The sequence below is a fragment of the Pengzhenrongella phosphoraccumulans genome (genome assembly GCF_045689905.1).
Classification (GTDB): Bacteria; Actinomycetota; Actinomycetes; order Actinomycetales; family Cellulomonadaceae; genus Pengzhenrongella; species Pengzhenrongella phosphoraccumulans.
The window spans coordinates 267,541-289,179 of record NZ_CP144210.1 but is presented as its reverse complement, the minus strand read 5'-3'; the positions used below and the strand labels follow the sequence as shown (position 1 = coordinate 289,179).

At 71.5% G+C, this 21,639-nt stretch carries 23 protein-coding genes and 1 pseudogene; 12 read left to right on the top strand and 12 right to left on the bottom strand.

Translation table 11 applies throughout. From position 1 onward, the window contains the following. Window positions 1-25: 25 nt before the first annotated feature. The gene (locus VTA80_RS01450; RefSeq protein WP_407343648.1) at window positions 26-379 is read right to left on the bottom strand and encodes an HAD family hydrolase; all 354 of its coding nucleotides are present in this window, start codon (window positions 377-379) and stop codon (window positions 26-28) included. A 124-nt stretch (window positions 380-503) separates the two neighbouring features. On the opposite strand from VTA80_RS01450, the gene VTA80_RS01445 reads away from it, so the two are divergent. Next, window positions 504-1,745 carry an MFS transporter gene (locus VTA80_RS01445; RefSeq protein ID WP_407343647.1) on the top strand — a complete coding sequence of 414 codons (1,242 nt, stop codon included), beginning with the start codon at window positions 504-506 and terminating at the stop codon, window positions 1,743-1,745. Here the strand turns inward: VTA80_RS01445 and VTA80_RS01440 are convergent. Then, complete coding sequence (locus VTA80_RS01440; RefSeq protein WP_407343646.1) at window positions 1,705-2,019, bottom strand: antibiotic biosynthesis monooxygenase; 315 nt, start codon at window positions 2,017-2,019, stop codon at window positions 1,705-1,707. The two genes, VTA80_RS01445 and VTA80_RS01440, sit on opposite strands and share 41 nt — an antisense overlap. 85 nt (window positions 2,020-2,104) lie before the next feature. On the opposite strand from VTA80_RS01440, the gene VTA80_RS01435 reads away from it, so the two are divergent. After that, window positions 2,105-2,473, top strand: a complete 369-nt coding sequence (locus VTA80_RS01435; RefSeq protein ID WP_407343645.1) for an HNH endonuclease — start codon at window positions 2,105-2,107, stop codon at window positions 2,471-2,473. Window positions 2,474-2,485: 12 nt separating this feature from the next. Here the strand turns inward: VTA80_RS01435 and VTA80_RS01430 are convergent, their stop codons facing one another. Continuing rightward, window positions 2,486-3,085 carry a YdeI/OmpD-associated family protein gene (locus tag VTA80_RS01430; protein WP_407343644.1) on the bottom strand — a complete coding sequence of 200 codons (600 nt, stop codon included), beginning with the start codon at window positions 3,083-3,085 and terminating at the stop codon, window positions 2,486-2,488. Window positions 3,086-3,215: 130 nt separating this feature from the next. Between VTA80_RS01430 and VTA80_RS01425 the strand changes: the two genes are divergently transcribed. The 7 genes from VTA80_RS01425 to VTA80_RS01395 all read left to right on the top strand — a co-directional run bounded on the left by VTA80_RS01425 (window position 3,216) and on the right by VTA80_RS01395 (window position 9,320). Beyond that, window positions 3,216-3,704 carry a histidine kinase gene (locus tag VTA80_RS01425; protein ID WP_407343643.1) on the top strand — a complete coding sequence of 163 codons (489 nt, stop codon included), beginning with the start codon at window positions 3,216-3,218 and terminating at the stop codon, window positions 3,702-3,704. A gap of 89 nt (window positions 3,705-3,793) precedes the next feature. Continuing rightward, the gene (locus VTA80_RS01420) at window positions 3,794-4,639 is read left to right on the top strand and encodes a DUF4097 family beta strand repeat-containing protein (protein WP_407343642.1); all 846 of its coding nucleotides are present in this window, start codon (window positions 3,794-3,796) and stop codon (window positions 4,637-4,639) included. Window positions 4,640-4,647: 8 nt separating this feature from the next. Continuing rightward, on the top strand, window positions 4,648-5,592 hold the full coding sequence (locus VTA80_RS01415) for an ATP-binding cassette domain-containing protein (RefSeq protein WP_407343641.1): 945 nt from the start codon (window positions 4,648-4,650) through the stop codon (window positions 5,590-5,592). Further along, a complete protein-coding gene (locus tag VTA80_RS01410) occupies window positions 5,589-6,422 on the top strand; it encodes an ABC transporter permease (RefSeq protein WP_407343640.1) in 834 nt (277 codons plus the stop codon). The genes VTA80_RS01415 and VTA80_RS01410 overlap by 4 nt, the downstream gene beginning before the upstream one ends. 181 nt (window positions 6,423-6,603) lie before the next feature. After that, window positions 6,604-7,260, top strand: a complete 657-nt coding sequence (locus tag VTA80_RS01405; protein ID WP_407343639.1) for a DedA family protein — start codon at window positions 6,604-6,606, stop codon at window positions 7,258-7,260. Window positions 7,261-7,437: 177 nt separating this feature from the next. Beyond that, entirely contained in the window at window positions 7,438-8,031 is a 594-nt protein-coding gene (locus VTA80_RS01400; RefSeq protein WP_407343638.1) for an ArsR/SmtB family transcription factor, read from the top strand. A gap of 5 nt (window positions 8,032-8,036) precedes the next feature. Continuing rightward, the gene (locus VTA80_RS01395) at window positions 8,037-9,320 is read left to right on the top strand and encodes an MFS transporter (protein ID WP_407343637.1); all 1,284 of its coding nucleotides are present in this window, start codon (window positions 8,037-8,039) and stop codon (window positions 9,318-9,320) included. A 210-nt stretch (window positions 9,321-9,530) separates the two neighbouring features. Here VTA80_RS01395 and VTA80_RS01390 read toward each other — a convergent pair. Further along, window positions 9,531-10,556, bottom strand: a pseudogene (locus VTA80_RS01390) (alkaline phosphatase family protein); the annotation flags it as partial. 207 nt (window positions 10,557-10,763) lie between these two features. Continuing rightward, a complete protein-coding gene (locus VTA80_RS01385; protein ID WP_407343636.1) occupies window positions 10,764-11,909 on the bottom strand; it encodes a glycerophosphodiester phosphodiesterase family protein in 1,146 nt (381 codons plus the stop codon). Window positions 11,910-12,055: 146 nt separating this feature from the next. Here VTA80_RS01385 and VTA80_RS01380 point away from each other — a divergent pair, with 146 nt between their 5' ends. Then, window positions 12,056-12,520: an AAA family ATPase gene (locus VTA80_RS01380; RefSeq protein WP_407343635.1), complete on the top strand. Its 465-nt coding sequence runs from the start codon at window positions 12,056-12,058 to the stop codon at window positions 12,518-12,520. A gap of 15 nt (window positions 12,521-12,535) precedes the next feature. Here the strand turns inward: VTA80_RS01380 and VTA80_RS01375 are convergent, their stop codons facing one another. The 6 genes from VTA80_RS01375 to VTA80_RS01350 form a co-directional block, all read right to left on the bottom strand. Beyond that, window positions 12,536-13,174 (bottom strand): ABC-2 transporter permease, encoded by a 639-nt coding sequence (locus tag VTA80_RS01375; protein ID WP_407343634.1) that lies wholly within the window; start codon window positions 13,172-13,174, stop codon window positions 12,536-12,538. Between the two features lies 1 nt (window position 13,175). Further along, window positions 13,176-14,054 (bottom strand): ABC transporter ATP-binding protein, encoded by an 879-nt coding sequence (locus VTA80_RS01370; protein ID WP_407343633.1) that lies wholly within the window; start codon window positions 14,052-14,054, stop codon window positions 13,176-13,178. Beyond that, a complete protein-coding gene (locus VTA80_RS01365; protein ID WP_407343632.1) occupies window positions 14,051-14,443 on the bottom strand; it encodes a GntR family transcriptional regulator in 393 nt (130 codons plus the stop codon). The genes VTA80_RS01370 and VTA80_RS01365 overlap by 4 nt, the downstream gene beginning before the upstream one ends. Before the next feature lie 76 nt (window positions 14,444-14,519). Beyond that, complete coding sequence (locus tag VTA80_RS01360) at window positions 14,520-16,118, bottom strand: ABC transporter permease (protein WP_407343631.1); 1,599 nt, start codon at window positions 16,116-16,118, stop codon at window positions 14,520-14,522. Window positions 16,119-16,169: 51 nt separating this feature from the next. Further along, window positions 16,170-17,039: an ATP-binding cassette domain-containing protein gene (locus VTA80_RS01355; protein WP_407343630.1), complete on the bottom strand. Its 870-nt coding sequence runs from the start codon at window positions 17,037-17,039 to the stop codon at window positions 16,170-16,172. A 50-nt stretch (window positions 17,040-17,089) separates the two neighbouring features. Continuing rightward, window positions 17,090-17,425 (bottom strand): ArsR/SmtB family transcription factor, encoded by a 336-nt coding sequence (locus tag VTA80_RS01350; protein ID WP_407343629.1) that lies wholly within the window; start codon window positions 17,423-17,425, stop codon window positions 17,090-17,092. A gap of 190 nt (window positions 17,426-17,615) precedes the next feature. On the opposite strand from VTA80_RS01350, the gene VTA80_RS01345 reads away from it, so the two are divergent. Beyond that, window positions 17,616-19,967 carry an arylsulfatase gene (locus VTA80_RS01345; protein ID WP_407343628.1) on the top strand — a complete coding sequence of 784 codons (2,352 nt, stop codon included), beginning with the start codon at window positions 17,616-17,618 and terminating at the stop codon, window positions 19,965-19,967. Here VTA80_RS01345 and VTA80_RS01340 read toward each other — a convergent pair. Continuing rightward, window positions 19,918-21,063 carry a hypothetical protein gene (locus tag VTA80_RS01340; protein ID WP_407343627.1) on the bottom strand — a complete coding sequence of 382 codons (1,146 nt, stop codon included), beginning with the start codon at window positions 21,061-21,063 and terminating at the stop codon, window positions 19,918-19,920. The genes VTA80_RS01345 and VTA80_RS01340 overlap by 50 nt on opposite strands. Window positions 21,064-21,211: 148 nt before the next feature. Between VTA80_RS01340 and VTA80_RS01335 the strand changes: the two genes are divergently transcribed. Next, a complete protein-coding gene (locus VTA80_RS01335; protein ID WP_407343626.1) occupies window positions 21,212-21,391 on the top strand; it encodes a heme biosynthesis protein HemY in 180 nt (59 codons plus the stop codon). Window positions 21,392-21,639: the final 248 nt, after the last annotated feature.

Genomic DNA, 21,639 nt, shown 5'->3' with positions numbered 1-21,639 from the left:
TGCAGCCGGCGCTGACGGACGTCGGTCAGCGGGGGAGGAGCAGCGTGGTGATGCCGGCCTCGACCGCCGCACCGTCGGGGCCGGACCGGTCGCCGACCATGAGGGCGTCGTCAGGCCCGACGCCGAGGGCGGCCAAGGTCCGGTGGAACATCCGCGGGTCCGGCTTCTGGATGCCTTGCTCGAAGGACAGGATGAACGCCTCGACCGTGTCGGCGAAGCCGGCCGCGGCGAATGCGGGCCGCACGTCGAAGTGGATGTCGGTGAGCACGGCGACCCGAACGCCTCGCCGCCGGAGCTCGAGCACGGTGGGCAGCGCCGAGTCGACGCCCGGACCCTCCAAGCGATGACGGCGCGGAAGGTCACGGGTCAGGACTATCACGCAGGTGCCCTGCTACCCTCGCGCCATGCTCCAGATGTGTGACTGAAGGCCGCGCTGGCCCCGTCCAGCGCCGAAGCCCTCACTCACCGCGCGCCTGAGCGCGCCCCATCTCTGGAGCATTCCTATGTCTGACACTGCGCTGCCCGCGACCTACGCGGGAGTCCTCACGCTGCCCCGGGTCCCCGTCGTCTTCGCGAGCGCCATGGTGGGGAGGTTCGCCTACCCGCTCGTCGGACTGCCTCTGTTGCTCGCCGTCGAGGGCGCGACCGGGTCGTTCTCCGCCGCGGGCGCGGCCGCCGGTGCGTACGGCGCGACCGCCGGGTTCCTCGCACCGGCCAGGGCCCGCGTCCTGGACCGATTCGGCCGACGGCGGGTGCTGCTGGCTTTCGCGGTGCTCTTCGGACTCAGCCTGCTCGCGCTCGCGCTGGTCACGAGCCGGGGGGCGTCGACCCTCTGGTGCGTGAGCATGGCGGGGCTCGCGGGTGCGCTCGCGCCGCCGCTGGGCCCGACGATGCGGGTGGTGTGGGCCTCGTTGACCCCGTCCCCGGCGCTGCTGCGCAAGGCGCTGAGCCTGGATGCCGTGCTCGAGGAGCTGCTCTACCTCGCCGGGCCGGCGCTGTCCGGCTTCCTCCTGATCAGCGTGAGCCCGAGCGCGGCGCTGGTCCTGCCGGCGGTCCTGATCGTGGCCGGGACGGCCCTGATGGTGTCCGCGCCGGGGATGGGCGAGGCGGCCTCGGGCTCGTCGGACCTCCCTGCGGAGCGATCGACCACCGGGCTGCTGTCTGACCGGCGGTTCGTCGCGCTCCTGCTCCCGGTCCTCGCCACAGGACTGGTCGTGGGCAACGTCTACGTCGCCGTGCCCGCCCTGGTGGGAACGGTCGGCAGCACGGCGACCGTCGGGATCGTGCTGGCCCTCTTCGGTGCCGGGAGCGCCATCGGGGGGCTGACCTACGGGGCGCTGCGCCTGACGGCGTCCTGGCAGCGTCAGCTTCTCGTGCTCACCGGGCTCCTCGTGGTCGCCTCGGCCCTGGTCGGGCTTGCCGCTTCGACGATCACCCTCGCGATCGTGGTGACGGTCATGGGTCTGTTCTTGTCGCCGGTCATGATCGTGGCGTACTTCGCCGCGAACGGGTTCGGCGGCACGGCCCGCCAGACCGAGTCGACCACCTGGGTGAACACCTCCCACAACGTCGGCGCAGCCGCGGGCAGCGCCGCGGGAGGGCTCCTCATCGAGGCGTGGAGCGCGAACGTCGCCTTCGTCGCGTGCGCGCTGGGCGCCGCGGTGCTGCTCGCCGTCGGCGCCACCCTCGCAGGTCCGACCGGCGTCAGCGAGGCGGCCAGGCGGCTTCGGTCAGATCGGGAATGAGGTACTCGACGCGCGTCGCGACGACGAGCCGGGAGACTGCCCGCAGGAAGGCGGCGACCTCGGGGCGCGCCTCGTGCGCGGCGTGCGCTGCTCGATCGCGGTAGATCTCGTAGAAGGCGCGCGACAGCGGTGCGTCGTCCACCCGGTGGGTCAGATAGACGAGGGTGCCCGGTTCGTTCGCGCGGATGCCGGGCACCACGTCTGCCGTCAGGGCGTCGAAGCTGGCCGCTGCGGCGTCGTCGGGCAGGTCGAACCGCACCATGATGCTGAACATTCGTTGCTCCGTTCGAGAGCTAGGGGTGAACCGCCGACGGCGATCCTCAGGTCCGGCGGGGTGCGCTGGTGCCTAGGCTGAGCCGGTGGCGGTCAACCGAAGTCGCAGAGCGCGGGCCGTGCGCAAGCGCAAGCGTCGCATGGACGCCGTCGAGCACGACCTGACGGACGACCAGTGGGCCGAGCTCAAGACCGCGTGGGGCGGGTGCGCGTACTGCGGGGCGATGGACAAGCCGCTGCAGCGTGACTGCGTGCTCGCGCTCTCCCGGGGCGGTCGCTACACGCTCGACAACATCGCGCCCGCGTGCGGCTCCTGCAACGCCAGCAAGTGCAACGCGGAGGTGACCGGTTGGCTGCGGCGCAAGAAGCTCGACGAGCGGGCCTTCCTGCTGCGCCACCTCGAGATCAAGGCGTCGTTCGCGGCGCGGGCGGTGGCGGCCGGCTCGATCGTCTGACGGTCGGCGTGCTCAGCCGTCTCGCGTGCGCTTCTGCGGGTACGGCGTCTGGCCAGCAGCGAGCATCACGACGAACTGCTCGATGCGGCGCGCGCGGGTGTCGGCGCGCTTGGCGGCGCTGATGCGGTACAGCACGGCGTAGCGGTTCTGGCCGGTGAGGACGTCGAACATGGCCTGCGCTGCGGAGTCGGCCGCCAATGCCGCGGCCAGGTCGGGCGGCACCTCGATGGTGGCCTGGCCCGCGTAGGCGGCCTCCCATCGACCGTCGGCCTGCGCCCGCGCCACCTCGGCGAGGCCCGCAGCCTGCATCCGGCCCTCGGTCGTCAGCCGCTCGACGATTCCCACGTTGCGCTGCGACCAGGTGCTGCGTGTCCGACGGGGGGTGAAGCGCTGCTGGTAGGTCGACTCGTCCCGCCGTCGGACATGGCCGTCGATCCAGCCGAAGCAGAGCGACTCGTCGAGGGCCTGGTCGTACGTGAGGCTGGTCGGCTCGGTGGTGCCCTTCTTGGCGAGGATCAACCAGACGCCCACCGGGTCGTCGTGATGCTCCTCGAGCCACGACCGCCACGCGGCGGCGTCAGCGACGATGAGCTGGGGCGGATCGGTGCTCATGGTCGACGAGTGTGGCAGACACCCCGCCCCGCAGGTCGCTGGCACCGGGGGAGCCCTGCCCTACCCTGCCCGACGGCGTCTGACACCACTTTGGCTTGACGAGACACCATCGTGGTGTCATGGTGGTGACATGGAACTCGGACAGTACGTGAGCGACCTGCAGGGTCAGCTGGTGAGTGCGGCGGAGAACGGGTCGCAGGACACCCGCGCGGTCGCGGAGCGCCTCGCCGCCGGGCTCGACGCCGCAGTGCGGCTCGTCCTGCTCGACGTGCTGTCGGCCGCCGTCGGCGAGATCACGCGTGACCTCGCGCCCGGCTCCGTCGACCTGCGGCTGCGCGGACGCGAGATCGAGTTCGTCGTCGCCCAGCCGAACGCCGAGCCCGACACCGACGAGCGGCCCGCCGCGTCCGTCGACCTCGACGACGCGAGCACCTCGCGCACGACGCTCCGGCTGCCGGACGCCCTCAAGGCTCGGGTGGACGAGGCAGCGGCCGCTGATGGCCTGTCCGTCAACACCTGGTTGGTCCGCGCGGTCGCGGCCGCGCTCCAGCCCAAGCAACGACGATCTGCACAGCGCACGCTGCGCACCGGCGACAACTTCGCGGGCTGGGCTCGCTAACCCCGCGCAGCCCAGCACCTCCACCAGCCACGCGGACCCGCGGGGCGGGACGAGCACGCCCATCGATCCAGAGAAGGGAAGGCGTCAGCATGCCCAGCTACCCCACCCCCACGCCCATCGACCTCGCCATCAACCTGCCGGTCGGCGCGATCGACGTCGTCGCCGGCGACCGCGCCGACACCGTCGTGACGGTGTCGCCCACCAATCCGGCGAAAGCGGTCGACCGCCGAGGCGCGGAGGAGACCAAGGTCGACTTCGACGGCCAGCGGGTCACCATCACGAGCCCGCGGCCCCGCATGAGCTGGATCGGCCCGACCGAGTCGGTCGACGTGGTGGTCGAGCTGCCGACGGGTTCCCGGTTCACCGCGGAGATCTCGGTCGGTGGCGTGCGCACCGTCGGGCGCCTCGGCGCCACCCGCATCAAGAGCTCGATGGGACCGGTGGACGTCGAGGCGACCGGCGACCTGTGGCTGCGCGCCGGGCACGGCAACGCGACGGTGGGCACTGCCGAGGGCGGGATCGAGATCACGGCCGACCACGGTCAGATCCGCGTCGGTACGGTCGCCGGCGACGCGATCCTCAAGGCGTCGCACGGCTCGATCCTGGTCGGGGAGTCCGGCGGCGACCTCGACGCGAAGCTGTCCTACGGCGACCTGGAGATCACGACGGCGCTCGCCTCGGTCTCGGCGAAGACCGCGTATGGGGCGATCCTGCTGCGCGAGGTCTCGAGCGGTTCCATCCAGGTCTCGAGCGGCTTTGGCCAGGTCACCATCGGCGTGCGGCCTGGCGTCGCGGCCTGGCTCGACCTGTCCTCCCGGGACGGGCATGTGCGCAACCAGCTCGACGGCGAACGCCCTCCGAGCGAGTCCGAGCAGACCGTCGCCGTCCATGCGCGCGCCCAGCACAGCGACATCACCATTCGGCGGGCCCGATGAGCCCGGCCATGACCACCCCCGCGATCGAGGTCCACGGGCTGCGGAAGTCCTACGGCAGCCAGGTCGTGCTCGACGACGTCGATCTCACGGTGGACGCGGGTACCGTCACCGCGCTGCTCGGCCCGAACGGCGCCGGCAAGACGACGACCGTGAACATCCTGTCCACGCTCCTGCGGCCCGACGGCGGCACGGCGTCCGTGAACGGCTGTGACGTCGTTCGCGATCCGGACGGCGTGCGCGCGGTGATCGGCCTGACCGGCCAGTTCTCTGCGGTCGACAGGCTGCTGACGGGCGAGGAGAACCTCGTGCTGATGGCCCGGTTGCGTCACCTCGGCGCGAAGCGCTCGACGATGCGGGTGGCCGAGCTGCTCGAGCAGTTCGACCTCGTCGAGGCCGCGCGCAAGCCGCTCGCCACCTACTCCGGCGGGATGCAGCGCCGGCTCGACCTCGCGATGACCCTCGTGGCGCCGCCGAGCGTGATCTTCCTCGACGAGCCCACCACCGGCCTGGACCCGCGCAGCCGCCACACGATGTGGGGCATCGTCCGCGACCTCGTCACGGACGGGACGACCGTGCTGCTCACCACCCAGAACCTCGAGGAGGCGGACGAGCTCGCGGACCGCATCGCGGTGCTCGACGGCGGTCGCATCGTCGCCGCCGGCACGCCGGACGAGCTCAAGCGTCTGGTGCCCGGCGGGCACATCCGGCTCCTGTTCGCGGACGCGGTGGCGCTCGACGCCGCCGCCCGACTGCTCGACGGGTCCACGCGCGACGACGTCGGGCTGGCGCTCACCGTGCCGAGCGGCGCCGGGGTCGGCGCGCTGCGCACCGTGCTGGACCGCCTCGATGCGGCCCATCTCGAGGTCGACGACCTCAGCATCCACACCCCGGATCTCGATGACGTGTTCTTCGCGCTCACCGGGCGCCACGACGCGACGGGAACCCAGTCATGACCATCGACACCGCCCAGCGCCCCACGGCGGGCGCCGTTCACCGGTCGCACGTTGTCGCCGACGCGATCACGATGCTGCGACGCAACCTGCTGCACATGGTGCGCTACCCCGGCCTGTCCGTGTTCACGATCATGGGACCGGTGGTGTTCCTCCTGCTGTTCGTCTTCGTGTTCGGTGGCACGCTCGGGGCCGGCCTGCCGGGTGTGGACCCGGCCAGCGGGCGGGACGCGTACGTCGCGTACGTCATGCCGGGCATCTTGCTGATCACCATCGCGGGCACCGCCGGCGGCACCTCGACGACGGTCTCGATGGACATGACCGAGGGCATCACCGCGCGCTTCCGCACGATGGCGATCTCGCGGGCGGCAGTGCTCGCCGGGCACGTGCTCGGCAACACCGCGCAGGCGATCATCGCCGTCCTGCTCGTGCTCGGCGTCGGCCTGCTGGTCGGGTTCCGGCCGACCGCGGCACCGAGCGAGTGGGTCGCCGCCTTCGGCATCATCGCGCTCATCGCGTTCGCGATCACCTGGCTCGCGGTCGCGATGGGGATGCAGGCGAAGTCGGTCGAGACGGCGAGCAACCTGCCGTTGGTGTTCATGCTGCTGCCGTTCCTCGGCAGCGGCTTCGTCCCGACCGAGTCGATGCCGGCGGGGTTGCAGTGGTTCGCGCAGTACCAGCCCTTCACGGCGTTCATCGAGACCCTGCGGGCTCTGCTGCTCGGCACCCCGCTCGGCTGGAACGCGGTGCTCGCCGTCGGGTGGTGCGTCGTGATCACGGTCGCCGGGTACGCCTGGTCGATGGCGCTCTACGAGCGGAAGTCGGTGCGCTGAGCCCTGGGGCATCTCGTCGACGGGTCGTCGGCCGGCTCAGGGTCTCAACCAGGGGTTTCCCTGATGCGGCGGGACGGGTGCGCTCCCTACGGTTGCGGAAGCGGGCACCCCGGTCAGGAAAGTCGGTGCTCGCGCCCGGAAGCACGACGCGGCACGACTGAACCGAAGGCGGACACGACCCATGCTCGATGACTGGATCGTCGCCCTCGCTGCCGCGCCGTGGGTCTACCTCGCGCTGTACGCCATAGCGGCTCTCGATGGGTTCTTCCCCCCGGTGCCGAGCGAGACCGTCGTGATCGCCCTGGCCGCGCTGTCGGTCTCGGCGGGGATCCCGAATCTCGCGCTGGTCCTGCTGGCGGCGGCCGCCGGCGCCTTCACCGGGGACCAGATCGCCTACGCGATCGGTGGGCGGCTCGACGTGCGCCGGCTGCGGATCCTGCGCAGTCCCCGCGGGCAGCGCACCATCGACTGGGCTGAGGCGGCGCTGGCGAAGCGAGGCCCCTCGTTCATCCTCGCCGCGCGGTACATCCCGATCGGGCGCGTCGCGGTGAACATGACCGCGGGGGCGACCCGGTACCCGCGGCGCCGGTTCGCCGCGCTCACAGCGCTGGCTGCCGTGACCTGGTCGCTCTACTCGGTCGCGATCGGTCTCACTGCCGGCGCGTGGTTCCGGGACCGTCCGCTCGTCGCCGTCGTGATCGGTGTCCTCGGCGGCTTCCTCGGTGGCCTCGTGCTCGATCGGATGCTGGCGCGTCGCCAGGCGCGTCAGCAGCGCGCGGCGGTCGAGGTCCTTGACGTGAGCGTAGGCGAACCGAGGGAAGCCGTCCTCGCCCGCTGAACGGTCCGGCAGGCATCGGCCCGGCCTCGCCCCGGCAGCCCGAGATTCGCAGCTGTCGGCGTATCCCCTTGCGCTGATGGGGTTCGCAAAGTGTGCTGGGCGATGAGGTGCGTCTGCCGGAGCGGGGAGCCAGCACACTCCTTGTGCATAACTTATATGCAGAGATATTGTGCACTGGTGACCTCGACCAGCGACAGTGACCCGACCGGCCTCCAGCTCGATGCGGCAGCGCTCAAGGTGCTCGCCCACCCGCTGCGCTCCCGATTGCTGAGCGCGCTCCGACGCGGGGGGCCGGCCACCGCCACGGAGCTCGCCGGCGCGCTGGGCACCAACACGGGTGCGACTTCGTACCACCTGCGCAAGCTCGAGTCCGTCGGGCTCGTGACGGACACGGGGGAGGGTGCCGGTCGGCGGCGGCTGTGGCGGGCCGCCACCGACTCCCATCAGTGGACGGTCAGCGAATTCGCCGGGGACCGGGACTCGGAGGCCGCGCTGACCTGGCTGGTCCGGGACTACAGCCACCACCTCGGCCAGCAGTTCGAGCGCTGGCTCGACGTGGAGGGTTCCTGGCCGGGCCCGTGGCGCGATGCCGCCGGGATGAGCGACTACTTCGTGCTGGTCACCCCCGAGCAGGCCGAGGCGCTGAAGGCCGACGTCGACCGGCTCGTGACCAGGTATCGCACCGCGGGGCAGGGCAGCCCTGACGCGAAACGGCTCGCGGTGTACACGGTGCTTTTCCCGATGGACCTCGACGACCCCACGGGGCGGTGAGGGTGATGACAGCCTCGCCGGTCTCGGCCGCCCAGGCCCGCGCGACCCTGCTGGTGCTGACGGTCACCCGCTGGTTCCCGGTCGGCCTCACGGTCGGCATCACGACGCTGCTCGCGCTGGAGCGGGGCATGAGCCTGTCCCAGCTCGGGGTCATCCTGGCGATGCAGGGCATCGTCGTGCTCGGCCTCGAGCTGCCCACCGGCGGGTTCGCCGACGCCCTGGGTCGTCGGCCGGTGCTGCTCGCGGCGGGCGTGGTCGCGCTCATCTCGGGCCTGGTCTTCATCACCGCGCACACGTTCGCCGCGTTCGTGGTCGCGCTGCTGCTCCAGGGCCTGTTCCGGGCCCTCGACTCCGGGCCGCTGGAGGCCTGGTATGTCGACACCGCCCAGGCGGACGAGCCCGGCGTCCGGGTCGAGACGACCCTGGCTCACGCGGGTACCGCGCTCGGGCTGTCCATCGCGTCCGGTGCGCTCCTGTCCGGCGCGCTCGTGGCGTGGGACCCGGTCGACTCGATGACGGCGCTGGAGCTGCCGTACTGGGTCGCCCTGGCGTTTTACGCCGTCAACCTGGTCGCGATCGCGGTCCGGATGCGCGAACGCCGGTCCCCGGTCGACTCGACCCAGTGGGCTCGGGCGCTGCGGTCGGGCCGGGACGCGCCGCGCACGGTCGCCGCTGGTCTGCGGACGTTGTCGACCTCGCGGATCCTGCGTTCCCTCGTGCTGGTGGAGGTGTTCTGGTCGGTCGGGATGATCGCCTTCGAGACCCTCATGCCGATCCGCCTGGCCGAGCTGGTCGGCGGTCAGACCCAGGCGGGCGCCCTGATGGGACCCGCGTCTGCGGCCGCCTGGGGACTCTTCGCGGTCGGTTCGACCTTGGCCGGGCTGGCCAGCCGGCGCATCGGCGTGGGTTGGACGGCACTGCTGGCCCGCGTCCTGAACGGAGCCCTCATCGTCGTGATGGGCCTGATGGCGGGGCCGACCGGGCTGATCACCGCGTTCCTGCTCACGTACACGTTGCACGGTGCGGGTGGGCCCGCGCACAGCACGCTGCTGCACCGCGAGGCCGACCCGGGCAATCGTGCGACCGTCCTGTCGATGAACTCGATGGTGGCCGGCGGTGCGTACACCGTGGGCCTGCTGGCCCTGGGCCCGCTCGCCGAGCACACCAGCACGGCGCTCGCCATGATCGTGGCCGGGGCGTTCAGTATCCTCGGTGCGGCCTTCTACCTCCCGGCGATCCGAGCGCGGGACCCTCAGCTCAGTCCCGCGGCGGCAGGAGAGCCTCGGTGAGGACTCGGCCTTGAGCTGCCTCGGGCGCACGGACGCCGAGCAGCCGGGCGATCGTCGGCGCGATGTCGACGTGTCGCGGGCCCCGGGGGCGGCACCCGGCCTGATCCCGGCTCCGCTGAGGAGGAACGCCACGCTGAGGTCTTGCGTGGTCCCGTGACGGCCGCGGGTCAGGTCCGAGTCGGTGGCGAACATCCCCCAGCCCGGCTCTGGCTCCACGACGAGGTCGCCGTACGCCGGGGCCATCCGCATCGCGGCCTGCTCCCGCTTGTCGAAGACCCGGCTGATGCCATCGACCTCGCTGAGGGCGGCCGCGATGCGCGCCCGGGCGTCATCGTTCCCGGCGAGGTCGCCGACGAGGTGAACCGAGGTGAGGCCGCCACCGACCAGGACGACCTGGGTGCCGGGCGACGGGCTCGCGTTGGTGCTGACCCACTCGGCCTGGTAGCCCAGTGCGTCGATGGCGGCATCCGTCTGGGGTCCGTTGACGTTGTCGTAGGACGTGAAGCCGTGGTCCCCGGTCAGCACGAACGTGGTGCGGTCGTAGGTGCCGGCGCGCCGGGTCGCGTCGACGACCCGGCCGATCTGGGCATCGACCCGCGCCAGGGCGTCAATCGTCTCGGGGCTGTCCTCGCCGGTCGCGTGGCCGGCGCCGTCGATGTCGTCGCAGTACATCGCCAGCAGGTCCGGCACCTCCGGCACGGTGACCGCGCTGCCGGCGGAGCTCACGGGTCGGCCCTCGAGGATCGCGACGGCGTCGTCGCCGCGGCGCTCGCAGGTCCCGCCGGGCTGGGTGTACAGCGCGCCCGGGTCGCCGTACGTGACGCCGCGGTTCTGCAGGATGAACCACTGCACGGAGGCCACGCTGCGGCCGGCCGTGACGAGCGTCTCGGCCAGGGTCGGGGTGGCGATCGCCCGCGACTGGCCGCGCGCGATCCCCGCGGCGGGGTCGAAGTAGTACGCCGCGTTCAACGTCCGTTCGGGGAAGGCGCCGGTGGCGACCGAGGCCCAGGACTGGTTCGTGACCGAGGACATGACGCCCGTCCCGGTGGTGAGGGTCCCGCGGCGTGCGAGCTTCCGAAGGTGGGGCAGCGGGACGCGTCCGTCGAGGTAGTCGGCGTCGAACCCGTCGATGGCGAACAGGACGACCTTGTGCTCGCGCCCCGGGCGGCCGTCGTCCCCTGCCGGCGCGGTGGCACCCGCGGGCAGGGCGGTCGCCGCGACGAGCGCGACGGCCATCGTGGTGGTCACGAGGCCAGCGGTCAGGCTGGCAGGGGTCAGGCGGGCAGCGGTCAGGCGGGCAGCAGTCACGGAGGCGGGTCTCGGCTGGATGCGGTTCATCGTGGGCCTTCCGGTGCGGTGGAACGAGGCCGGCCGGACACACCGGAGCGGTCACCGACGTGGCGTCGGTGACCGCTCCGGTGGACGGGCACGGGGGTCTGGTGCCTAGTGGTGGCTGCGCGCGGGGTAGGCGCGGGGGAGGGCGAAGCCGTTGCGGGCCATCACGTCGCGCGCGATGTTCGGGTAGTCGGTGATGAGGCCGTCGACGCCGGCGTCGATCAGCGCCTGCATGGTCGCGTCGTCGTCGATGGTCCAGGGGATGACGAGCATGCCGGCGGCGTGGGCGTCGGCGACCATGGCCGGCGTCGTGTACGGGACGTAGCCGGGATCGGTGACCTTCCCGCTCTGCGGGTCGCCCGCCACGGGCGAGATCGCGTCGGCGTGGAACGAGGCCGCCGCGGCGACCAGGGATCCGCCGAAGTCGTCGATGTCGATCCCGCCGAGCCACGGCGAGGCGCCGGGCTGGCCGGCCTGGAGGAACTGCTGGCCGTTCGTGAGCGCGACGATGGGCAGTCGGGGCTCGACCTCACGCATCCGCATCAGCGCGCCCCAGTCGAAGCTCTGGATCGTTACCTGGCGCAGCAGGTGGGCGGCCCGGACCTCGTGGGCGACGACCTGGACGAACTGCTCGCGGGGCGCGGTCTGCTCCGGTGCGCCGGCTTCGACCTTGGTCTCCACGTTCAGCTTGACGCCCTTGGCGTGTCGGTCGTTGACGAGGTCGAACACCTCGGACAGCAGCGGCATCTGCGCGCCGGGCGACAGCTCTTGGCCGGGGAACTGCGGCTGGGCCAACGAGCCGCAGTCGAGCGTGCGCACCTGGGCGAGGGTGAGATTCGCGATGTAGGTCGTGCCGGGCACGTAGGGGAACTGGGGGTCACCGGGGGTGGCCGGCGCCGTGTCGGTGCACTTGGCGGCGCTCGGGTCGCGGTCGTGGGAGACCACGGCGTAGCCGTCCTTGGTGATCTGCACGTCGAGCTCGAGGGTCGTGACGCCGAGGTCGAGGGCCTTGCTGAAGGAGGCGATCGTGCTCTCCACCGTCAGGCCGATCCCGCCGCGGTGGGCCTGCAGGTCGAACGTGCGGGCTCGGGGGCCCTCGCCCTCGCGGGGGGCGGTGCGGTCGTCGGCGTGCCCGACGGCGGCGCTGGCCGGGCCGGTCGCGCCGAACAGCGCGATCCCGCAGGCCAGGGTGGCGGTCATCAGGGTGGTGGTGGTCCGGTGCGGGGCAGGTGAACCGAGCGAGGTGAGGCGCATAGGGCGAGCTCCTGGGGGTTCGGGCCGCGGGTGCGGCCGTGGGTGGCTGACATCGGGAGTGTGCGCGGCCCACACCACGGCCGGACGCGTCCTGGATGAATGGGCGACGGACAGAGCCCGAACTGTCGAGCCGTTAGCCTCGCGGCATGGATCAGGTGGTTCTGATGTGCGGTCACGCCGGATCGGGCAAGTCGACGCTCGCTCAGCGGCTCGAGGCCGAGGGCTACGTCCTGCTCTCCTTCGACGAGGAGGCCTGGCGTCGTGGGTATCGCACCCACCCGGTCGCCGCGGAGTCCGCGCGCCAGGTGCACGAGTACCTGCAGCGCCGACTCACCGAGCTGGCGGCGCGCGGTACCTGCGTGGTGATCGACACCTCGTTCTGGGCGCGAGCGTCCCGCGAGGCGTACCGACAACTCCTCGCCCCGCTCGGGGTGCAGCCTGTGGTCTACCACCTGTCAACGGATCGGGACGTCTGTCTGGGGCGACTCGCGCGGCGTCAGAACACGGGCCCCAACGACGTCGTCGTCCCCGTCGACCGCGCGATCGCGTACATCAACGGCTTCGAGGCGCCGACTCCGGACGAGGGACCGGTGCGCGTCATCCGCACGTGAGCCGGCGGCCGGCCCTCAGAGCGCGCGGCGGCCGAAGATCCTGCACGAGACGAGCGCGGAGACGGCGAGCAAGGCCAGCCCGGCGACGGTGAGGGTGACCGTGACGGCGGCGGCGGGGGCGAGGTCCGCGCCACCCTGGGGGAGCAGCGACGCGCCCACGACGAAGATTCCGACGATGGCGGCGAACGGCAGGTACGAGAGCATCCGGGCCCGGGTGTAGCCCAGCGCGAAGTACAGCGGGAACTGGATCCCGACCGTCAGCGCGAAGACCACGAAGCTCGTCGCGAGCAGCACCGCAGCCGTCGCGGGCTCGACGGGCAGCGACCGGGCCGCCGCGACGGCGAGCATGGCCAGGGTCGCCAGGACCACCGCCCCCAGGAACGTCAGCGTGGCGAACAGGTAGCGGCCGAGGACGACGGCGCTGCGCCGGACCGGCAGGGCGCCGAGGAGGGTCGAGAGGTCCGCCTTGTCGCCGATCGCGAACGGGTACGCGGCCGCGAGGGCGGCGTACACCGCGGCGGCCGGAAGCGCCACGGACGGGTCGGGCATCGAGATGGTGATCGCGAGGCCGACCGCGACCAGGACGAGGAGCTGCTTGCGGTACGGGCGCACGGTGAGCAGGTCGAGGCGGACGATCGCCTGGGTTGCGGACATGTCAGCTCCTGTTCTGAGCGCCGAAGTGGATGACGATCTGGTCGAGGTTCGGTGCCTCCACGGCCAGGCCGGTACCGAGCAGGTCGACCTGCTCGGTGCGCACGAGGGCTTCGAAGCCGGAGTCGTGCCGCCGGGTGCCGATGAGGTTCACCTGCCGTGGATCGGGCAGGTCGTCCGGTCCGCCACGGACGAGTCGGAACTCGTCGAGCAGGTCGTCCTTCGTGCCGCTGGACACGATGCGCCCGCTGTGGATGAACGTCACGTAGTCGGCGATGCGTTCGAGGTCGGCGGTGATGTGGGTCGAGAAGAGCACGCTGTGGCCGGGATCGGCCAGAAAGTCCCCGAGGATCCCGACGAGGTCGTCCCGTGCGACCGGGTCGAGGCCGCTGGTCGGCTCGTCAAGCACCAGCAGGCGCGCCTGGTGGCTGAGCGCGACGGCGATCGTGAGCTTCATCGCCATCCCGCGCGAGAGGTCCTTGACCCGTAACGTCCGGTCGAGGCCGAAGTGGTCGAGCAGCCTGCGGTACTCGCCGCGGTCCCAGCACGGGTAGAACGGCCGCAGCGCGCGTTCGACGTCGTCCAGGCGCCAGTCCTCGACGTAGCACGTGCGGTCCAGGACCACGCCGATGTGCTGCCGGATCTGCGACGGCGCCGGCATCCGGTGCCCGAGGACGTCGATCTGGCCGGAGCCCGGCACGAGCATCCCGAGGAGGCACCGGATGGTCGTCGTCTTGCCGGAGCCGTTGGGACCCACGAATCCCATCACGAAGCCGGTGGGCAGCTCGAAGCTCACGTCGCGCAACGCGAACGACCCCAACGACACGGAGAGGTCACGCACGGACAGGGCAGGTGCGGTGGTCACCACGGTGGCGGCGGTCATGCGAGGTCTCCTTGGTCGTCCGAGGCGAGAGCCTGGTCGAGCATCTCGATGAGGTCCGACGGCGTCAGGCCTGCGATCCGGGCCGAGCGGACGGCCGCGGACAGGGCCTCCTCGACCGCGCGGAGCAGCTGCTCGCGCACGAGGTCGGAGTTGGTTGGCAGCACGTAGCTGCCCTTACCCGGAACGTTGATGACGAAGCCCTCGTGCGCCAGGTCCGCATAGGTGCGCGTGACGGTGATGACGCTGATCCGCAGGTCGCGGGCGAGGGCGCGGACCGAGGGCAGCAGGTCCCCCTCGGCGAGCTCCCCGCTGAGGATCGAGGCCTTGATCTGTTCCTTGATCTGCTCGTACAGGGGGACACCGGCACTGTTCGAGATGACGACGCGCACGGGGCCTCCGGTTGTCCTACTGTGCATATGCAGTAGGTACAGTATGCACGCCCGAGCGACTGCACGTGTTCGCGGCTCAGGCGCCGACCAGGTCGCGGCGCTCGAAGGCGATCGTGCCGACGACGGCGGCGGCGGCGCCGATGGCCACGAGCGCCACCGCCGCGGTCAGGTCGAACGCTTCGATCGGGACGGCGCCGAGGTGCCAGAACGGCGATGCGCCCATGACGGCGTCGGGCCAGCTGAGCGCCGGTCCGATGATCGGCAGCAGATAGGCCACGGCGGCGCCCGACGCGGCCACGGCCACTGTGGCGCGCGGCGCGAGCCCGAAGACCAGGACCGCGAGCCCCCCGAAGACGACGGCGACGGGAACGGTGTTGAGGACCGCCGCCATCGAGTCGCTCAGGGTCAGGTCGGAACCCATGACGGCCGCGCCGGCCCAGGTCGAGAACCCCGCGACGAGGGCGAGGACGATCACCGACGCCAGGGTCAGCAGGACGTGCCCCGCGAGCCAGCGTCGGCGGAGCACCGAGCGCGTCGCGACGTGGTCGAGCCGCGTGGTCGCCTCCTCGGTCCGAGCGGCGCCGATCCGGGTGGCGGCGTAGATCGACAGCGCCACCCCGACGACCGTGGTGGTCATCACGATGTACCCCAGGGAGAGGTCAGCCACGTTCATCCCCATGCCCGCCAGGACGTCCCGGAAGGACGGGTCGGCGGCGACGAAGTCGTTCATCGTCGGGAGGAGGGCGCCGGTGGCCACGCTCCAGCCGGCGAGCGCGACCGCCCACGTGGCGAGCGTGCCGAGATTGGCCCGCCACGCGAAGGCGAGCGGGCTGGTCAGGCCCCAGGCGCGCGAGGGCCGCACGTTTCGCTCCGGGACGAGGCCGGTGCCGGAGTCCCGTCGCACCCGAAGCGCGATCGCGCAGCCCACGAGCCCCGCGACGACGACGGCCGGGACGGCCAGGGCGAACGCGTGGTTGTCGCCGAACGGCTGGAGGTGGTCGGACCAGCCGAAGGGGGTGAACCAGGCGAGCCAGGTGCGCGAGTCGGCGCTGTTCGCGGTCATGCGCAGCACGAGCGCTGCGCCGAGAAGACCCGCACTCGCGCCAGCTGCCTGCGAGCGGGACGCGAAGATCTGCGAGGTGAGCGTCGCCAGGCCCACGAAGGCCGCGCCGACCGCCCCGATCGTGGCGCCGAAGAGCAGCGCCCCCGACGCCGGGGTGCCGGCGGCGACCAGGGCGAGGCCGGTCGCCAGGCCGACGCCGACGCACAGGGCGAGCAGGGTCACGGCCTGACGCGCGAGCAGGCGTGAGGCCCGGACGGGCCCGGCCAGGACCACCTCGGCCCGCCCGTCGCTCTCGTCGCCGCGCAGGGTCCGCACGGTGGTCAGGATCGCCCAGACCCCGACGATGAGCGAGATGACCCAGCCGGCGTCCCACGCGGCGAGCGCGCCGGTCTCGGTGCTGTACGGCACCCCCTGCATGGTCCGCAGCATCGGGAAGTCGCCGAAGGTCAGGAGCGAGGCGCGGGAGGCGTCGTCCGGATACTTCGCCTCGATCACGCTCACCTCGAGCGCGGCGTAGCCCGCTAGCGCGAGCGACACCAGCAGGGTCGAGCGTCGGGTCAGGCGGACGGTGAGCCGCTCGACGGCCCACCTGGTGCCACGGTTCTCACTCATCGTGCGGCTGCTCCTTCGGTGTCGCGGACCCGGGGTCTGGTCCGCAGGTGATCAGTAGTAGGTGAGGAAGATCTCTTCGAGCGACGGCTCGTCGGTCCGCATCCGCTGCACGGGCAGCGTCGCGAGCCGGGTGAGCAGCGCGGCCGGCGAGCCGGTCACGGACAGGCGGGCCCCGCCGGGGATGAGGTCGACGCTGGTGACGCCCGGCACGTCGTCGAACGCGGGGAAAGGGCCGTCGACGGCGACCTCGATGACCGTGGTGTGCAGTCGGCGCAGGTCGTCGAGCGTGGCCACCTCGATGAGCTTGCCCTCGCGCAGGATGCCCACGCGGTCGCACAGGTCCTCGACCTCGTCGAGGATGTGCGACGACAGCAGGATCGTCTGTCCGCGTGCGCCCGCCTCGCGTGCGATGGCCTGGAACACCGCCTCCATGAGCGGGTCGAGGCCCGACGTCGGCTCGTCGAGCAGGAGCACGTCGGGTCGGGTCATGAACGCCGCGACGAGCGCGACCTTCTGCCGGTTGCCCTTGGAGTACGACCGCACCCGCTTGGACGGGTCGAGCTGGAGCCGCTCGATGAGCTCGGCACAGAAGGTGGCGTCGGCGTGCCCGGAGAGGTTGCCGAGCAGGTCGAGGGTCTCGGTGCCGGTGAGCTGGGGCCACAGGGCGACATCGCCGGCCACGTACCCGACGTGCTGGTGCGCGCGCTCCACGTCCCCGACGTCGATGCCCATGATCTCGGCAGACCCGCGGGTCGGGCGGATCAGGTTCAGCAGCAGCCGCACCGTGGTCGACTTGCCGGCCCCGTTCGGGCCGAGGAACCCGAACGTCTCGCCCTGCCGGACCTCGAGGTCCAACCCCTCCAGGGCGGCAACGGAACCGAAGTGCTTGGTCAGGTCGTGGGTGGCGATCGCGGGAGTCATCGGAGGTTCCTTCTCGTGAGCGGGCTGACGTGGGCTACGGCAAGGCGCCCTCAGGCGTCGGTCGTCTTCTGGACGCGCAGGTCGAGGATGTGCTCCACCGCCTGGCGGACGAGGGTGACGATGTGGGGGTCCACCACCCGGTACAGGAGGTAGCGCCCCTCGCGGCGCCGATCGATCCACCCGGCCAGCCGGAGCTTGGCGAGGTGCTGGCTGATCCCGGCCTTCGTCCCGCCGACGGCGGCGACGAGCGTGGTCACATCGACCTCGTCGTTCGACAGGATCCACAGCAGGTGCAGCCGGCCCGGCGCGCTGAGCAGGGCGAACACCTCGGCGGCGTCGTCCAGGACATCGCGCTCGGGTACGGCCGGGCTGGGGTTGTCGTTCATCACTGCCTCCTCGGGTCTCTTTTACTTACTATAGTTGCGCAATCACTTAACTGTCTAGATCACCCGTCCCGGGTGAGGTCGTCGGCTCGTCCCGGTCAGAGCCTGGGATGGAAAGCGCGTCGCGCCGATGGTCGGCGCGACCCGGCTGGGGCGCCGCAAGGGCCACCGGCAGATGGAGGGGACAGTTGACATGGCGATCGTGGAGTACCCGGAAGGAACCCCGTTCCCTGGTGTGATCGGCGGCACGACCGATGAGTCGAGCCCGGCGTGGCCGGCACCGGTCCGCGCGACGGCGGGAGCGCCCAACGTGCTGATGGTGGTGCTCGACGACACCGGGTTCGGCCAGCTCGGCTGCTACGGGAGCCCGATCGCCACCCCGAACTTCGACGCGCTCGCCGCGAGCGGCCTCCGGTTCACCAACATGCACACCACCGCCCTGTGCTCGCCGAGCCGGTCGTGCATCCTGACCGGCCGCAACCATCACAGCAACGGCATGGCCGCCATCACGGAGCTCGCCACGGGCTTCCCGGGCTACAACGGCATCATGCCGTTCGAGAACGGACTGCTGTCCGAGACCCTGCTCGAGCACGGCTACAGCACCTTCATGGTCGGCAAGTGGCACCTGGTCCCGAGCAATCAGGAGACCGCCGCCGGGCCGTACTCGAGGTGGCCGCTGGGGCGCGGGTTCGAGCGGTTCTACGGCTTCCTGGGGGGCGACACCAGCCAGTGGTATCCCGACCTGGTCTACGACAACCACCAGGTCGAGCCGCCGCGCCGGCCGGAGGAGGGCTACCACCTGACCGAGGACCTGATCGACAAGTCGATGGAGTTCATCGCCGACGCCAAGCAGATCGACCCCGCCAAGCCGTTCTACCTGCACCTGTGCTTCGGTGCCACCCACGCCCCGCACCACGTGCCGAAGGAGTTCGCCGACAAGTACGCCGGGGCCTTCGACGACGGCTGGGACGCGTATCGGGAGAAGGTGTTCGCGCGGCAGAAGGAGCTCGGCATCATGCCGGGCGACGCCGAGCTGTCGCGGCACGACCCGGACGTGCCCGACTGGGACGCGTTGCCGCCGGAGGCTCGCCGCCTCTTCAGCCGGATGATGGAGGTCTTCGCCGGCTTCCTCGACCACACCGACCACCACCTGGGTCGGTTGCTCGACTACCTGCGCCAGACGGGCGAGCTCGACAACACGATCGTCATGGTCATCTCCGACAACGGCGCCAGTGCCGAAGGCGGCCCGAGCGGCACCACCAACGAGGCGCAGTTCTTCAACAACGCCCAGGAACCGCTCGAGGACTCCCTCAAGGCCATCGACGAGCTGGGTGGTCCGGAGCACTTCAACCACTACCCGTGGGGCTGGACCTGGGCGGGCAACACGCCGTTCCGGCGGTGGAAGCGGGAGACCTACCGGGGCGGGTCGACCGACCCGTTCATCGTCTCCTGGCCCGCCGGGATCGCCTCGAAAGGCGTGGTGCGCGACCAGTACGCCCACATCATCGACATGGTCCCGACCGTGCTCGACCTGCTCGGTATCCAGGCGCCGACGGCGATCCGCGGGGTGACCCAGGCACCCCTGCACGGCGTGAGCTTCGCGGGCGCGATCAGCAACTCCACCGCGCCCAGCCGCCACCACACCCAGTACTTCGAGATGCTCGGCCACCGCGCGATCTACAAGGACGGCTGGCGGGCCGTGTGCCCGTGGCCGGGGCCTTCGTTCACCGAAGCGGGCGTGGGGTTCGGCGAGCCGATCTCGTCCGAGAAGTTGTCCGAGCTCGACGCCACGGGGTGGGAGCTCTACCACGTCGCGCAGGACCCGGCCGAGAACCACGATCTCGCCGCAGACCACCGGGAGCGGCTCATCGCGATGATCGCCGCCTGGTACGTGGAGGCGGGCAAGTACGGCGTCATGCCGATCGACGGCAGCGGGCTCGCCCGGATGGTCTCGGAGAAGCCCCTGGCCGCGTTGCCCCGCGACCACTACACGTACCGGCCGAACACCCAGTCGATCCCGTACTTCGCGAGCCCGCACGTCCTCAATCGGCCGCACTCCATCACCGCCAGCGTCGAGATCGCGGAGAGTGGGGCCGAGGGTGTCCTGCTGTGCCAGGGCACGGCCGCCGGCGGCTACTCGTTCTACGTCAAGGACGGGCACCTGCACTACGTGCACAACTACGTCGGCCGCGAGCTGTACACCGTCACGTCCCCCGACGAGATCCCCGTCGGTCGGCACGAGCTCCGGTTCGAGTTCGAGCCGACGGGCAAGCCCGACCTCCCGCACGGGCGTGGAACCCCGGGGCGTCTGCAGCTCTACATCGACGGTGGTCTCGTCGCGAACGCCGACGCCCCGGTCACGACGCCGTTCGTCCTCAACCCCGGAGCACTCAGCTGCGGGGCCAACCCGGGCTCGCCCGTCACGTCGGACTACGCGAGCCCGTTCAAGTTCACCGGGACGCTCCACGAGGTGAACGTCGACGTCGGCGGCGAGCTCATCCACGACGCCGAGGCTGAGCTCCGGATGCACATGGCCCGCCAGTAGCGGGCTGGTCGAGCGCCCAGCTCTGGTCGTGGCGGACCCAGCGTCGGCCGGACGTCGCGGGCCGCACGGCGTCGGCCAGCCACCAGGTGGAGTCGGGGTCCCAGCCGGCCAGGGTCGTCGTCGTGCCGGGTCCCACGGGGACGGCCTGGCCGGAGGTCATCAGCCAGGCGAGGACGCTCACGTGCACCCCGTCGTGGTCCGCCGCCACGGCGGACCAGTCGGGGATCAGCCAGGCGCCGTCGCGTGCGTCCACCGCGCCCCACCAGTCGGGCGCCCGCGTGGCGGTGACGTCGAGCGGGTAGGTCGCCACGAGCGCGGCCCAGGCGGCCGGCCCGTCGATCTCCAGGACGCGGGCAGCGGGGTCGACGGCGCACGGCACGAGTTCGGCGGCCACCCAGCCGAACTCGTCCTCCGTGAGCCACAGCGACGCAGACCCCGCGCCGGCGAGGGCGCGAGTCGTGGCGTCCAGCCCGGCCAGCGCCGGGGTGACCCACCACTCGCCGCCCATCTGGACCCTGGGGTGCCGGGCGCGCTGCCGCGCTGCCGTGCGCTCCTGGTCCGCGACGCCGTCCCGCCACCGGTGCAGGCGCTCGGAGGCAGTTCCCTGCGGCGGGTCGGAGGCTGTCGACGGCTCGAACCGGGTGGCGATCTGGGCGTCCCGGTCCACCGGCGCCGACCACCACCGGGCGCCCGGCTCAGCCAGGACGACGTCGGCGATCGGACCCAGTTCGGACCTGACCCGGGAGCGGGCCAGGACGACGTCCTCAGCGTGCGGCGGTTGCCAGTACATGGCAGACGAGACGGTCTCGGACAGCGCTGCCAGCAGATCGTCCGGACCCAGCGTCAGGGCGGCGGCCGCTTCGGTGAGCACGTCGGCGAGGGCGCGCGCGGGCGGCGGCCGCGGCACGGACCTGCCGGCGTTCTCGGCCACCAGGTAGGCGACGCTCCTGCCCAGGACCCCGCGCTGCTCGTCCACCCGATGTGCCAGGGCGGACATGGCGATGCGGATCTCGTCCCCGTGCGCGCTGCGCTGCGCGAGCTCGTAGCAGAGCCGGCGTCCACGCACGGTGCGGATGAGGTCGTCGGCAGTGTGCATGGCCTCACCCTAGGCAGTGGCGGTGGTCAGGAGTCCGTCGAGCCGCAGCGCAGTTCTGGCCAGTTCTCCTCGGCACGGTGGCACCCTTGGGTCAGGGGCTGGCGCCCCATCGGGGAGGTCGAGCAACGACCGGAGAGGAATGATCACCGTGACGGAGCCCGTTGTTCCGCGACCAGGATCTGACAAGGCGGGCGCGGTGGACTTCCGGGTCTTCCCCGAGCACGTGAACCTCGAAGACACCATTGCTACCCAGGACCCTGCCGTCCCGCCTGACCCCACGATGGGACGCGACGCCGACCTCAACTGGTTGCTACGCACTGCCGGCTAGCTGTAGTTCCCTCGGACCTCAGCGCGAACTCCTGCTTGGCACCCTGTCAGCGACGTTCCAGATCGAGAATGCGCGGGCCGCACAAGTGCCGTGACGGCGCGGGATTCAGGGGCGCTCGCGAGAGCGGCGACGGTTCTGGCTCCACATGATCACGCGAGCGACCACAGATCAACACGGCCGGCCAGGCCAGACCGCACGACCCGGTCGGGCACCGCGGTTCCTCGCCCTCGGGATGGTGCTGGCCGCGG

What these genes read in the sequence shown, in the direction of transcription:
- VTA80_RS01445 (WP_407343647.1), top strand. Translation starts at nt 504, where the DNA reads ATGTCTGACACTGCGCTGCCCGCGACCTACGCGGGAGTCCTCACGCTG.
- VTA80_RS01440 (WP_407343646.1), bottom strand. Translation starts at nt 2,019, where the DNA reads ATGTTCAGCATCATGGTGCGGTTCGACCTGCCCGACGACGCCGCAGCG.
- VTA80_RS01430 (WP_407343644.1), bottom strand. Translation starts at nt 3,085, where the DNA reads ATGAGCACCGATCCGCCCCAGCTCATCGTCGCTGACGCCGCCGCGTGG.
- VTA80_RS01425 (WP_407343643.1), top strand. Translation starts at nt 3,216, where the DNA reads ATGGAACTCGGACAGTACGTGAGCGACCTGCAGGGTCAGCTGGTGAGT.
- VTA80_RS01420 (WP_407343642.1), top strand. Translation starts at nt 3,794, where the DNA reads ATGCCCAGCTACCCCACCCCCACGCCCATCGACCTCGCCATCAACCTG.
- VTA80_RS01415 (WP_407343641.1), top strand. Translation starts at nt 4,648, where the DNA reads ATGACCACCCCCGCGATCGAGGTCCACGGGCTGCGGAAGTCCTACGGC.
- VTA80_RS01410 (WP_407343640.1), top strand. Translation starts at nt 5,589, where the DNA reads ATGACCATCGACACCGCCCAGCGCCCCACGGCGGGCGCCGTTCACCGG.
- VTA80_RS01405 (WP_407343639.1), top strand. Translation starts at nt 6,604, where the DNA reads ATGCTCGATGACTGGATCGTCGCCCTCGCTGCCGCGCCGTGGGTCTAC.
- VTA80_RS01395 (WP_407343637.1), top strand. Translation starts at nt 8,037, where the DNA reads ATGACAGCCTCGCCGGTCTCGGCCGCCCAGGCCCGCGCGACCCTGCTG.
- VTA80_RS01385 (WP_407343636.1), bottom strand. Translation starts at nt 11,909, where the DNA reads ATGCGCCTCACCTCGCTCGGTTCACCTGCCCCGCACCGGACCACCACC.
- VTA80_RS01380 (WP_407343635.1), top strand. Translation starts at nt 12,056, where the DNA reads ATGGATCAGGTGGTTCTGATGTGCGGTCACGCCGGATCGGGCAAGTCG.
- VTA80_RS01375 (WP_407343634.1), bottom strand. Translation starts at nt 13,174, where the DNA reads ATGTCCGCAACCCAGGCGATCGTCCGCCTCGACCTGCTCACCGTGCGC.
- VTA80_RS01370 (WP_407343633.1), bottom strand. Translation starts at nt 14,054, where the DNA reads ATGACCGCCGCCACCGTGGTGACCACCGCACCTGCCCTGTCCGTGCGT.
- VTA80_RS01360 (WP_407343631.1), bottom strand. Translation starts at nt 16,118, where the DNA reads ATGAGTGAGAACCGTGGCACCAGGTGGGCCGTCGAGCGGCTCACCGTC.
- VTA80_RS01355 (WP_407343630.1), bottom strand. Translation starts at nt 17,039, where the DNA reads ATGACTCCCGCGATCGCCACCCACGACCTGACCAAGCACTTCGGTTCC.
- VTA80_RS01350 (WP_407343629.1), bottom strand. Translation starts at nt 17,425, where the DNA reads ATGAACGACAACCCCAGCCCGGCCGTACCCGAGCGCGATGTCCTGGAC.
- VTA80_RS01345 (WP_407343628.1), top strand. Translation starts at nt 17,616, where the DNA reads ATGGCGATCGTGGAGTACCCGGAAGGAACCCCGTTCCCTGGTGTGATC.
- VTA80_RS01340 (WP_407343627.1), bottom strand. Translation starts at nt 21,063, where the DNA reads ATGCACACTGCCGACGACCTCATCCGCACCGTGCGTGGACGCCGGCTC.